The organism is Marmoricola sp. URHA0025 HA25 (assembly GCF_054059435.1).
The window spans coordinates 3,411,574-3,424,313 of the sequence record NZ_JBSSCD010000001.1 but is presented as its reverse complement, the minus strand read 5'-3'; the positions used below and the strand labels follow the sequence as shown (position 1 = coordinate 3,424,313).

General features: G+C 64.9%; 12 protein-coding genes. 10 read left to right on the top strand and 2 right to left on the bottom strand.

Annotated features, from left to right (window positions below; all coding sequences use genetic code 11):
* Window positions 1-133 precede the first annotated feature (133 nt).
* Entirely contained in the window at window positions 134-592 is a 459-nt protein-coding gene (locus ACVW00_RS16885) for a MaoC/PaaZ C-terminal domain-containing protein (protein WP_457112059.1), read from the top strand.
* Window positions 593-675: 83 nt separating this feature from the next.
* On the opposite strand, the gene ACVW00_RS16880 is transcribed toward ACVW00_RS16885, so the two are convergent.
* On the bottom strand, window positions 676-2,070 hold the full coding sequence (locus tag ACVW00_RS16880) for a mycothione reductase (RefSeq protein ID WP_457112058.1): 1,395 nt from the start codon (window positions 2,068-2,070) through the stop codon (window positions 676-678).
* 274 nt (window positions 2,071-2,344) lie between these two features.
* Between ACVW00_RS16880 and ACVW00_RS16875 the strand changes: the two genes are divergently transcribed.
* The 9 genes from ACVW00_RS16875 (at window position 2,345) to npdG (ending at window position 11,546) form a co-directional block, all read left to right on the top strand.
* On the top strand, window positions 2,345-3,487 hold the full coding sequence (locus ACVW00_RS16875; protein ID WP_457112057.1) for a sugar ABC transporter substrate-binding protein: 1,143 nt from the start codon (window positions 2,345-2,347) through the stop codon (window positions 3,485-3,487).
* 144 nt (window positions 3,488-3,631) lie between these two features.
* Window positions 3,632-5,200, top strand: coding sequence for a sugar ABC transporter ATP-binding protein (locus tag ACVW00_RS16870; protein ID WP_457112056.1), 1,569 nt, complete (start codon window positions 3,632-3,634; stop codon window positions 5,198-5,200).
* 10 nt (window positions 5,201-5,210) lie between these two features.
* Window positions 5,211-6,296, top strand: a complete 1,086-nt coding sequence (locus tag ACVW00_RS16865; RefSeq protein ID WP_457112055.1) for an ABC transporter permease — start codon at window positions 5,211-5,213, stop codon at window positions 6,294-6,296.
* 247 nt (window positions 6,297-6,543) lie between these two features.
* Entirely contained in the window at window positions 6,544-7,287 is a 744-nt protein-coding gene (locus ACVW00_RS16860) for a GntR family transcriptional regulator (protein ID WP_457112054.1), read from the top strand.
* Between the two features lie 198 nt (window positions 7,288-7,485).
* A complete protein-coding gene (locus ACVW00_RS16855; protein WP_457112053.1) occupies window positions 7,486-8,238 on the top strand; it encodes an SDR family NAD(P)-dependent oxidoreductase in 753 nt (250 codons plus the stop codon).
* Window positions 8,239-8,443: 205 nt separating this feature from the next.
* On the top strand, window positions 8,444-9,316 hold the full coding sequence (locus ACVW00_RS16850; protein ID WP_457112052.1) for a fumarylacetoacetate hydrolase family protein: 873 nt from the start codon (window positions 8,444-8,446) through the stop codon (window positions 9,314-9,316).
* Entirely contained in the window at window positions 9,313-10,047 is a 735-nt protein-coding gene (locus ACVW00_RS16845; RefSeq protein WP_457112051.1) for a mycothiol-dependent nitroreductase Rv2466c family protein, read from the top strand. The genes ACVW00_RS16850 and ACVW00_RS16845 overlap by 4 nt, the downstream gene beginning before the upstream one ends.
* A complete protein-coding gene (locus tag ACVW00_RS16840) occupies window positions 10,044-10,880 on the top strand; it encodes a maleylpyruvate isomerase family mycothiol-dependent enzyme (protein WP_457112050.1) in 837 nt (278 codons plus the stop codon). The genes ACVW00_RS16845 and ACVW00_RS16840 overlap by 4 nt, the downstream gene beginning before the upstream one ends.
* A 9-nt stretch (window positions 10,881-10,889) precedes the next feature.
* The gene (gene npdG, locus ACVW00_RS16835; protein WP_457112049.1) at window positions 10,890-11,546 is read left to right on the top strand and encodes an NADPH-dependent F420 reductase; all 657 of its coding nucleotides are present in this window, start codon (window positions 10,890-10,892) and stop codon (window positions 11,544-11,546) included.
* A gap of 187 nt (window positions 11,547-11,733) precedes the next feature.
* Here the strand turns inward: npdG and ACVW00_RS16830 are convergent, their stop codons facing one another.
* A complete protein-coding gene (locus tag ACVW00_RS16830; protein WP_457112048.1) occupies window positions 11,734-12,732 on the bottom strand; it encodes an NADPH:quinone oxidoreductase family protein in 999 nt (332 codons plus the stop codon).
* Between the last annotated feature and the right edge of the window lie 8 nt (window positions 12,733-12,740).

Here is a 12,740-nt window from a genome sequence, read left to right as displayed (position 1 = left end):
AGCACCCTTGGCCGCGGGTAATGGCGGCCGGGTGTCCTTCGGGCCTGACGTTCAGCCGTTCCTACGGCCGACAACGAAGAATGGACCGCATGACGCCTTCGCTGATCCTGACCGTCCGACGCCGAGCTATCGCATGACGTCGCACAAGCTGTGCGCGGAAGACCTCGTAGTCGGGCGGGAGATTGATCTCGGCTCTTACGTGACGACGAGCAAGGAGATCATTGCGTTCGCCACCCAGTGGGATCCGCAACCGTTCCACACCGATCCTGTCGCCGCCGCCAGCGGATACTTCGGTGGTATCGTCGCCAGCGGCGCTCACACCCTTAGCATTTTTCAGCGCCTTGCGGTGCTCGGTGCCTTCCAACACTGGGACATTGTGGCGGGGCGCGCGATCCGGAACGTCCAGCTTCTGCGCCCTGTGCGCCCTGGCGACGAGCTCCATGGCATTCTGACGGTCGCGGACATTTCCTATAACCGGCCCGACCGGGCGCTGGTGCAGAAGCATGGACAGCTCGTCATCGAAGGAGCCGTGGCGATGACGGTTGAGGTCGAGGCCTACGTCCGTATGCGTCACCCCAACGGGTCGGTCTAGTTGTGATGTCTCGGCAAGCTCACGAGTCCTCCGTACTCCGTTCCGCGCTTCGCTAAGCTGCGCGCCCTCTCCTCACCTACGTCTCAGAGCTGGAGAAGCGCGTTTTCGACGACCTCGGTGAGAGCGGGATGGACGTAGAGCATGCCGCGGGCCATTGCGTCGACCGTGAGCCCGAACTTCATGCCCATGACGAGCTGCTGGATCATCATGCTGGCGTGAGGGCCGACGATGTGGGCCCCAAGCAACTGTCGTGACATCGGGTCAGCCAATAGCTTGCAGAAGTGTGCCGAGTCCTCCATCGCCCAGCCATATGCGACGTCCGCATACCGTTGCACGGCGACGACGTAGTCAACGCCCATCTGGCGCAACTCCTGCTCGGTGGCTCCCACCGCAGCGACTTGCGGTGCTCCGAAGACCGCGTGCGGAACCGGCCACAGGTCAACCTTCTCGAGGTCGTCGGGGTGGGCGATGTTGTGAGCGACAACGCGTGCCTCTGCGTTGGCGGTGTGCTTCAGCAGCATCGGGTTCGTGATGTCGCCCAGGGCCCAGATGCCAGGTTGGGTGGTTCGCATGTACTCATCGGTGAGCACGTAGCCGCGGTCGTCAACGGACACGCCGGTGCTCTCCAACCCCATGCCTCCGCTGTTGGGGACGCGCCCCGTCGCGACCAGTAGCGCGTCGCCTCGCAGGGTGCGGGACGACCCGTTGACCGTCACGTCCATGAAGATCTCACCACTGAGGTCTTGATGGACCTTGTCCACACGAGCCGAGAGATAGCAGTCGTACCGCTCGTTGGACAATTCGGTGAACAACTCACTGACCGCCTCGTCTTCGCGCATGAGCAGGCGGCTGAGCGCCTCCACCACGACGACCTCGGAGCCGAGCGCATCGAAGACATGCGCCATCTCCATGGCGATGAATCCACCTCCGAGGATCAGGAGCCGTCGTGGCGGGCTTGCGATCCGCATGATCGTGTCACTGGTGTAGAAGTCGACGCTATCGAGCCCGAGGATGGGCGGCACTGATGGCGACGAACCAGTGGCGAGCACGATTGTAGGTGCCGTCAGATAGTCCGCCTCGGCGTCGTCGTAGTGGACGGCCAGCACCTTGTCCTCGATGAAGCGCCCATCTCCACCGAAGACAGTGGTGCCGTCCTGGCCCTCTCGGTACTTATGGCCACCAATTGCGATCGGATCGATTCGTCCAAACACGCGGTCGACCACGTCGCCCCACCGCACACCCCGCAGGCTGGCCTCGATACCGAGCCGACCCGCGTGTCGCACCGTCTGCGCCGTGTCGGCCGTGTAGGCGAAGATCTTCGTCGGGATGCAACCCCGGTTGAGGCACGTGCCTCCGAAGGCAGCTCTTTCGACGATGGCGACGTTCTGTTCGTCGAAGTCGGGCGTGAGAATCGTGTTCCCCGACCCGGCGCCCACGATGATCACGTCGTACTCGCGAACTTCCCTCGTCTTGTCCATGGGCAAAATCCTAGGTTGATTGTTGTCACTTCGGTCGGGAAGTGTGGACATTTTGCGGACCGTAGTACCCAATGCTCCCCGGAATTTGGGCGCGTATTGGCTTGGCCCAGGCAGGCGACGAGTTTGAAGCGAGTGCACGTTGGAGCGGCTTGTTGACGTCGATCGAGCCAGAGCTTTCATCAAAGTGTTGACAGTAGCAGCCTTTGGGTCGAAGGTATGGGACACACGTCACACCCCGGGCCGCGACGGCCGGCTGAGATCCTGGGAGCAACACATGAGCGGATACCTGGTCCGAGCACTGCAACTCGCAGCCGGCTCGACCGCCTTGGCGTTGGCCTTGTCTGGCTGCGGCTCAAATGCGAATGGCAAAGACACTCGGGTGGACAACGCCGGTCTCGATGCAGCGACCTCGGCGTACGCGGCTGCGGCCAAGCCGCCGACGTCGATCGGCCTCGACGTCCCCCTCACCAGTGCTCCGCCAGTCGGCAAGAAGGTGTTCTTCGTCGGGAACACCACTCCCGACGGCGAGAGGGTCATCGACGCGTTCAATGAGGCGGCCAAGGCGGTTGGTTGGACAGTGACGCGCCTGAACTACGACGTCAGCAATTTCGCTTCTGCGAACACCGCGATCCAGCAGGCAATTCAGGCCAAGGCGGACTTCATCACCTACCTGTCCGTCCCGGAGTCCGTCATCAAGTCCAGCATCGCGGACGCCAAGGCGGCGGGGATCCCTGTCTTCCCTGCTGTTGCCCCAGAGCCCCCGAGCAAGGCGGCCTGGCGGTTCAGCAATCCCTTCGGCAGCAGCGACTTCGAAGTCGGCGCAAGGCTCAACGCCGACTACGTCATCAGCCAAAGCAAGGCCAGTGGTGACGTCCTCCTCGTGAACGTGCCCTCGATTCCGGGGCTTCAGGACTACGGTGATGCGTTCGCGGCGGAGATGAGCAAGAACTGTCCGGCGTGCGCGCTCGGCCACGTCGACGTGCCGTTTTCGGACGTCACGTCTGGCGCTGTCCCGGCCAAGGTCGTGAGCTATCTCCGCTCACATCCCCACGTCGACCATGTGGTGTTCGCTGTCGGCGCTTTCTCCACGGGTTTCCCAGCGGCTGCGAGCGCGGCTGGGCTGAAGCTCGGTGCTGACGGGATTGATGTCTCAGTCTTCTCGAACGGGCCCGGAAACCTGGCGGATATCAAGAGCGGTAGCCAACAAATGGGTCTCACGGTTGGCCTTCCGTGGGCCGGCTGGATGGTCGTCGACGCCATGGCGCGGTACAGCCTGGGCATGGATCTGGATCCGAACTGGAAGGCGGTGGTCCCGCTTCTGGTGCAAACCGAGGACAACGTCGGCGACCCGAACACTCTGTGGCCGGGCCCGGAGGACTACCGGAGCCAGTTCAAGCGCCTCTGGCAGCTGAGCTAGCAAGCGCGCAGACGTCGTGGCGACGCAAGTCCGTCGGTAGCAGCCGCGTGACCGGGCTGTCCGATCGCAGATCCGCGAGAAGTCGCCAGGACACTCGCGACTCGACCCTGATGGGTTCACCACTATGAGCGAAAGGGAACCGTCGTGGCGGAGACAGCAACGTCGAACGTCGAACCGGCTGCCTTGCGCGTCGAGTCGATGGGGATGTCGTTTCTCGGGACGCGAGCCTTGGCTGATGTAGCTCTCAGTGTTGCCAGTGGCGAGGTCAGGGGGCTGGTAGGTCACAACGGGTCGGGGAAGTCCACCTTGGTGAAAGTACTGGCTGGGCAGTATCAGCCCGATCCCGGGAGTCTTGCTGAGGTGGGTGGAGAGGTCCTGGCGTGGGCCGATCCGGCAGCAAGCGAAAGACTTGGGTTGCGTTTCGTGCATCAGCAGATGGGGCTCATCCCGACGCTGTCTGTGACCGAGAATGTGTCGATTGGTTCTGGATATTCGGGGAACGCAATCAGCCGTATCAACTGGAAGCGTCAACACGGCCGGGTTGCCGAGGAACTGGAGCGCCTCGGCCATCCGCTGGATCCCCGAACACCAGTGGGTGAGTTGCCTGCCGCTACTCGAAGCGCTGTCGGTATCGCTCGTGCGCTGTTCGATCGACCGGGATCGCCGAGACCTCGGGTTGTCGTTCTCGACGAGGTCACGGCCTCGATGCCTGACCAAGAGGTTTCGAGGGTACTCGAGCTTGTGCGAGCGCTCCGGTTGCAGTCTGTCGGCGTGCTCTATGTCTCTCATCATCTCGAGGAGATCATGGCGGTCTGCGAGACCGTGACGGTGTTGCGGGACGGCCAGGTAGTAGCCGACGAGTCCGTCGCCGGTCTTGACCAGGACAGATTGGCCGATCTGGTTGTCGGTAGCTCTGAGTGGCGTGACATTGCTCGGCGGCCCGTGTGCGCGGATCGGTCTTCGGATCCTGCGGGGGTCCTTGAGCTCGCCGACGTCGGTGGCGCAGTCATTCGTGGATTCACCAAGACCGTGCGTCCGGGGCGGATTCTCGGCGTTGCCGGCATCACTGGATCAGGTCGTGAGGAACTCGCTCATCTTCTGCTCGGTGGCGCACCGCGAACTGGGACCGTCGCGATCGACGGTCGGATGGTGCCTCCCGGCCGCCCGGGGGCCGCGATACGGATGGGGATGGCACTGGTACCTGCCGAGCGGCTGGCCAATGCCGTCATACCGAATCAGAACATCCGCGAGAACCTCACGATTTCCTCGATGGGACGCCGGCGCCGAATGAGCCGAACACGTCCCGAAGCCGAGGCGCGAGCAGTGAAACGCTGGATAGATCGCCTTCATATCAGGGGAGCCACGGTCAACGGCTCGATCCTCACGCTCAGCGGCGGGAACCAGCAGAAGATCGTGTTGGCCCGATCCCTGCACGTCGACCCCAAGGTCCTCGTCCTCGATGAGCCCACGCAGGCGGTAGACGTCGGTGCCATTGCCGAGATCCACTCGGTCATTCGCGAGATCTCAGCGACGACGACGATCATCATCTCGTCCTCCGACAACTACGAGCTCGCAAGCCTTTGCTCCGACGTCGTCATCCTGCACCGCGGGCGTGTTATCGCCGAGCTGAACGATGCGGCAGTCACCGAAGAGAACATCGATCGATTGACCCTGTCTCCGTCGTACGGGACCTTCCCTGTCTCTACCACCTAAGGAACGTGCAATGTCTCCACTCGAGGCCGGCGGCCACCGGACATTGAGAGGTGCCCTCGCTCTGAGCGTGCGGCGATTCAGCGCAGGGTGGCTGCTGCTCGTCTTTGTCATCACGTTTACTCTCACAGCACCTGACGTCTTCCCGACGACGACCACCTTGCGACTGGTGCTCTCTGATCAAGCAACCGTCGGCATGCTCGCCATCGCGGCGCTGATCCCGCTGTTGGCGGGCGCTTTCGACCTGTCGGTCGGCGCGATGGTCGCATTCTCCGCGGGGATCTTCTCAGCAATGCTCAAGGCAGGCGCACCGCCGGCATCTTCCGTGGTCGTGGCAATCCTCGCCTGCGGGGCGATGGGTGCACTGAGCGGACTGCTGGTGGTCAAGCTTCGCGTCAACTCGTTCATCGCGACACTCGGAGTGAGCCAGCTGCTGACTGCGGTCATGCTTCGGGTCAGCGTCAACCAGCAGATCTCCGGCGTGTTCCCGAGTTGGTTGCAGAAGGTCACTCGCTCAACCGCCTTCGGCATCAGCTACGACGTCTACGTCCTGTTGTTGCTCGCGCTGGTTGTCTGGTACGTGCTCGAGCACACTCCGCTGGGGCGTGGGATCCTCGCCACCGGCGGTAATCCCGAAGCGGCTCGTCTCGCCGGTGTCGAGACCGACCGGATCATTTGGGGGTCCCTTGTGGCCTCAGCGATGATCTCGGGGCTCGCGGGGATCCTGCTGATCAGCAAGAACTTCCTCTTCACACCCGATCTTGGACCTGGATATCTCTTCCCGGCTTTCGCCGCGGTCTTCTTCGGTGCCACCCAGATCAAGAGTCGTGCCAACGTGTGGGGGACGCTGCTCGCGCTGTACGCGCTGGCCATCGGCGTCAGCGGTATGCAGCTGACGTTCTTCGGGAACGACTACTGGATCACGCCCCTGTTCAACGGGCTGGCCTTGTTGGTCGCGGTTGCGCTCGCCAGCCTGCAGGCAACGCACGGCAGAGGAGGCGCTGCGAGAAGCCGCGAGCCGAGCGCATCGAGTGCGCCGATCCCGGCCGAGGACGATCCGGCCGACTCAGTCCGGGTGTCAACGCATCTGAGCGGTTGAGTCCTTGGGCGTCCGATGAGTCGAAACGGATCCTGGGGACAGGGTCCGGTGTGCCGGGTCTCTCACACCTCGGCTCCCTGGACCAGCCCCGCGAACACATTGACCGTCCCAGCGTCACGCTCGGACAAGGATCACGGCGCCTTCGCTCATGACGACGCGCGCACCGTGGTATGTACCTCTCCGCGCAGAGGCGGATTTGATAGATTTGCGACCAGGCTAGTGTCGTCACTTTGATGGGGGTCCGCTGTTGAGTGCAACCGAGTCAGCAACGCTCGCGCCCGGCGCGGAGGAACGCCCGCCAGCTGCCGCGCCTGATGCGACTGCAACGGCCCATGCCTACCTTCGAGGCGAGATTCTCTCCGGTCGAATGGCCCCGGGCGGCATCGTCAACCAGGTCCACGTGGCCAGGGCATTGAAGATCAGCAGGGGTCCGCTGCGCGAGGCTCTGAGGCTGCTCGAAAATGAGGGGCTGGTCATCTCGGAACAGAATCGACGCAGCCGCGTGTCGCCACTGACGGCAACGGACGCCGAAGAACTGTACTGCTTGCGCTGCGTGAACGAGGCGTTGGCGGTCTTGGTCAGCGCACCGTTGATGACGCCTGAGGACGTGGAACACATGCGTTCGGCGTTCGCGCGGATGGACGACGCAGACGCGGAAGGGAACCCCGCGGCGTGGGAAAAGGCGCACCTTGATTTCCACTCGACGTCGATGTCGCGCAGCAGCGGCCGCATACGTCGGCTGGCCGAGGAGTTGCGTGAGCATGCGGCCCGGTACGTCCACCTGTACTACGGAGTGGCAACCGACCGTGGCCCGACCAGGCGAGAACATGAAGAGATCCTCGCCGCATGTGAGGCGGGCGACGGCGAGCGCGCTGCCGAGGTGGTCACTCGACACCTCGGCCATATCGGACTCGGGGTGCTGACGTACATCGATCCCCGGTACGAGCCCATCGCATTGCGTCGAACGCTACGAAACGCGCTACCTGAGTAAACCTAAGTGTTGACACTTGTATTCGGAGCGTGATTCGCTGGCTTCGGTATGGCTCACGTGTCATCTGCTGGGCCGCCGCACCGCTCAATGCGCCGTCAGATGCTTCCTTCGACGAGCCGGCACGCGGCTGACCGCGCAGGCTCCAGAAACGAGGTAGCAGTGCCGAACAGCCACAGGTTCACAGGTAAGTCCGTCATCGTGACGGGATCCGGATCTGGTATCGGGCGGGCCAGCGCGACAGCGTTCGCCGCCGAGGGTGGCAAGGTCGCGTGCCTCGACTTCGACACGGCGGGCGGCGTGCAGACCGTCGAGCTCATCAGGGACGCAGGTGGCGACGCACGCTTCTTCGAGGTTGACGTCACCGACGTCGAGTCGGTGCGCGAGGCGACCGCGGGAGCCGTCGACTACCTGGGCGGTCTCGACGTGGCGCACAACAACGCGGGCGCCAACGGCTACGCGCCGATCCACGAGATGCCCGTGAAGGAGTGGGACCACATCTTCGCGGTGAACACCCGTGGCGCGTTCCTGTCGATGAAGTTCCAGATCCCACACCTGCTCGAGCGTGGCGGTGCCATCGTCCTGACCGGTTCGGTCATCCAGCACGCATCGCGACCGAACGCCGCGGCGTACTCCGCCAGCAAGCTAGCCCTCGAAGGTCTGGCCAAGTCGGCGACGCTCGACTACGGCGAGCGGGGTATCCGCGTCAACATCGTGGCGCCCGGGACGATCGACACGCCGATGGTGCGCAAGACCTTGGGAGTGCTCGATGACGAAGAGGGATGGGCGGGCGGGCGGGACGCCTGGATCCGTGACCACCTGCCAGGCATGCGCCGCATGGGCCTTCCCGAGGACATCTCCGGGGCGGTGCTGATGCTCGCCTCGGACGAGGCGTCGTTCATCAGCGGAGTCACCCTCTACGTCGATGGTGGGATGTCGTCGGCGCTGCCGTGAGCCGCTGATTTTTGTCAACACCTAATGCCGTTCTAGAGGAGTTCTCTGCGCCCCGCAGGCGCACATGAGGCGTGTCTGGTCCCACCGTGTGCAAAAAGTGTTGACAGTTAGGTTCGCTAGAAACTAGCCTCTGTTTCCTCTACCGCGCCACGCAGACGTCGCGACAGATGCGCCGCGCCCGATCACTCGCTGGGAGCACAACACGATGAAATACACGACCGTCCGGGTCAGCGGCGCCACTCGCGCCGCTCGAGTGCGTGATGACGTCTTGGAGCTCTACGGGCTCGCGGACGTGGACACTCTGCTGACCGTGCTGGCATCGGGCGACGAGCCTCCGGTCACCGACGAGATCGCGCTTGCGGGTGCGGACCTTGCACCGGTCGTCACCCGGCCCGGAAAGATCGTCTGCGTCGGAGCGAACTACCTTCAGCACATTCTCGAGATGGGTGCCGATCCGCCGGCGTACCCCACGCTCTTCGCGAAGTACGCCGAGTCGTTGATCGGCGCCGCTGACGACATCGTGATGCCACGAGGCTCAGAGGCGGTGGACTGGGAGGCGGAGATTGCCGCGGTGATCGGAACAGCCGCACGAGCGGTGAGTCCCCGCGAAGCTCTCGGCTTCGTCGCGGGTTACACCGTGAGCAACGATGTGACGGCTCGGGACTTCCAGTTTCGCTCCATGCAGTGGCTTCAAGGGAAGACGTTCGAGAAGACAAACCCGCTCGGCCCGTTCCTGGTGAGCGGAGACGAGATCGACCATGGTCGGGACCTCGCGATCACCTGCGATATCAATGGGCGCACGGTCCAGGACTCGCGCACGTCGGACATGGTCTTCTCGACCGCCGAGCTGATCTCGTACATCTCCCACATCGTGCCGCTCCAGGTGGGCGACGTGATCATGACGGGCACGCCCAGCGGGGTCGGTCAGGGACGGAAGCCACCGGAGTACCTCGTCCCGGGCGACCTGCTGACCACGACAGTCGAGGGCATCGGCACCCTGGGCAACAACTGCGTGGAGTCCGGTGAGGGCGACTTCGAGTGGCGTGACGCCTCCGAGAGTGCGGCGGTGGCGCCGTGAGCGACGACAAGTTCCCCGCCTTCATCGACTTCCACCTCGACATCATGTGTCCGTTCGCGTTCCAGACCTCGCGGTGGATGCGGGATGTGCGTCGGCAGACGGGCCTGGTGATCAACTGGCGCTTCTTCAGCCTGGAAGAGATCAACCGGGTCGAAGGCAAGAAGCACCCGTGGGAGCGGAAGTGGTCCTACGGCTGGTCGATGATGCGGATCGCGGCTTACCTGCGGCGCACCGACCAGGAACTGCTGGACAAGTGGCTCAAGGTCGCGGGCGAGGCGCTGCACCTGCAGGGCCGACGTCCGCATGACCCCGAGGTGGCTCGGATCCTGCTGGAAGGCATCGGCGCAGACTCGTCCGTCGTGGATCTCGCGATCTCCGATGAGACCACCAACGACGAGGTTAAGGCCGATCACCAGCGGGTGATCGATGCCTCGGGCTACGGCGTGCCGACGCTGTTCTTCCCCAACGGGCACTGCATTTTCGGCCCCGTGTTGATGGACCCACCCGTCGACGATGCCGCGATCCGGCTGTGGCGTGCCGTTGCAGCGTGGGACGAATTCCCGCACCTGTTCGAGCTGCAGCACCCCAAGACCCCGGCGGACGAGGAGTACATCAACATGACCATCAGGCCGTACCTCGAGGCTCGCGACTGGGTGAGCATCGACCGCGGCGAAGTCATCGACTTCGGAGAGCACGATCCTCAGCGCGAGCGGACGGAAGCCTTCAAGTGACGACGAAGCAAGACCTCACCGAGCTCCTGCGCACGATCTGGGCAGACCTCGACGCGTTGGCCGTTGAGCTGACGGCCGACCAGTGGCGGACACCGGTCCTCCCCGGGTGGGACGTGAAGGACACCCTGGCGCACGTCCTCGGCACAGAGAAGATGCTCGAAGAGGGCGTGCTCGACATGCAGGATCGCATCTCGCAAGCCGTGGCCTCGGCGGCGTCGGCCGCTGACCGTCCGCACGTGCGCAACGCCATCGGCATGACCAACGAGGCCTGGGTCGAGCACTACCGGTCCTACAGTCCGGACGAGCTGCTCGAGGAGTTCCGTACGACGACCGATGGGCGGCTCGCGGCCCTCCACGCCATGTCCGACGACGACTTCGAGGCCCCGTCGTGGACTCCAGCGGGCCAGGGCACCTATGCCTCCTTCATGCGGACCAGGGTCTTCGACTGCTGGATGCACGACCAGGACATCCGGTACGCCGTGGGCCGGGCCGGCAACGACGCCGGCCCGGTCGCCGAGGCCTCTCTCGAGGAGGCCGTGGGGGCGCTGGGCTTCGTCGTCGGGAAGCGGGGCCGGGCACCGGAAGGCTCGCTGGTGGCAGTCGAGCTGATGGGTCCGGTGAAGCGCACCCTCTACGTCGACGTCTCGGACCGTGCGCGGGTCGTCACCGAGATCTCGCGGGACCCCGACGTCATCCTGCGCATGGGGTCGTCGCTGTTCATGCGGCTGGCGGGCGGACGTGTCGTCTTCGACGACGTGTCCGACCAGGTCGAGATCGACGGCGACTTCGAGCTCGGTCGGCGCATCGCGGCAGCCCTCGCCTTCACGGTGTAGTCGCCGAACGTGAACTCGAGGTTCGACGAGACCACCATCGCCGTCCTCGGCGGTACGGGTCCTCAGGGGCGGGGGCTTGCCCGTCGATTCGCCGCAGCCGGGCTGTCGGTCGTCATCGGCTCTCGATCCGCCGAGCGTGCTGCAGAGACTGCTGCGGAGCTGGGTGGTTCGACCCGCGGCCTGACCAATGCTGAGGCTGCCGCGGCGAGTGACGTGGTGATCGTCGCCGTGCCGTGGGACGGGCACCGGGGCCTCCTCGTCTCGCTCCGGGACGAGCTTGCCGGCAAGGTTGTCGTGGACTGCGTGAACCCGTTGGGCTTCGACGCACAGGGTGCCTTCGCGTTGCCGGTGGCTGAGGGATCCGCTGCGCAACAGGCGGCTGATGTCCTGGTCGACTCGACGGTGGTCGCGGCGTTCCACCACGTGTCCGCGGTGCTGCTGGAGGATCCCGACGTGTCGTCGATCGAGACTGACGTCCTCGTGCTCGGTGACGTGCGCGAGGCGACCGACCGGGTCCAGGACCTCGCGTCTGTCATCCCGGGCGTTCGCGGCGTGTACGGCGGCCGGCTGCGCAACGCCCACCAGGTGGAGGCGCTGACCGCGAACCTCATCTCGATGAACCGACGCTACAAGTCCCACGCGGGGGTCCGGCTCACCGATGTGTGACCGCACTCGTCCTCCGCACGCTTCTCCCGTGCCCTGGAGTGCAACCGGGTCGTCGGCGTGCTCGGCGAGGCCAAGGCCAAGCACCCTGCCGCCGAACTGACCCGCCAGCTCCGCTCCCACTGGTCGACACGCGGTCGCGGGCGGTTGCCGCGTCACGAACGCGAGCTCGCCTCCCTCGCCACGCGAGTCAGGCTCTGAAGGGAAAGACGACGACCTTGCCCGACACCCGTCCCATGGCCAGATCGGCTAGGGCAGTGCGAGCGTCGGTGTCGTCGGCCAGGGGGTGGAGCACCGGGCGGAGCGCACCGCTCGCGTAGAGCTCCAGCAGCGCCGTGTGCGCCCGCTGGGCGGTGTGCGGAGCGCGCTGGCGGTAGGCACCCATGTTGAGCCCCACGACGGAGAAGTTCTTCAGGAGAACCTGGTTCGCGGCCACACTGGGGATGTCGTTCGACATGAAGCCGAGTACGACGAGCCGGCCCTCCCACGCGATGCACCGTCGCGACGCACCGAAGACCTCGCCGCCGATCGGGTCGATCACCACGTCGGCGCCCCGACCATTCGTGAAGTCCTTGACCGCGGCGACGAAGTCGGTCTCGGTCGTGTCGACGACGAGGTCGGCACCGAATGCCTCGACCACTGCTTGCTTGGCCCGGCTGCGGACCGTCGCGACGACTCGAAGGCCGGCGGCCCGGGCCACCTGGACGCAGGCCATCCCGACCCCGCCCGAGGCGCCGTGCACGAGGACTGTCTCGCCTTGCTGGGCCGCCGCCCGCTGGTGCAGGGCGAGCCACGCGGTCTGGTACACGATCGCGAAACCCGCTGCGTCCTCGTCCCGCATGTCGTCAGGCACGGCGAACACGTCCCGCTCCGGAGCGATGCAGTACTCGGCCAGGGCGCCGTACCGCAAGGTCGGCAGGGCGATCACCCGCCGTCCAGCCGTTAGGTCGGTACCGGCCACAACTTCCCCGACCAGCTCCATGCCGGGGGTGAACGGCAGCGGCGCTCGGTCGTGGTACATCCCCCGGCACTGGAGCACGTCGGGGAAGTTCAGACCGCACGCCGCGACCCTGATGAGGGCTTGACCGGGCTCCGGTCGGGGAACGGGGACGTCATTCACCTGGAGCACGTCGTCGGGTTCGCCGGACTCGTGGACCTGCCACGCCTTCATCGTTGCCGGTACCTCCACCGCCACTC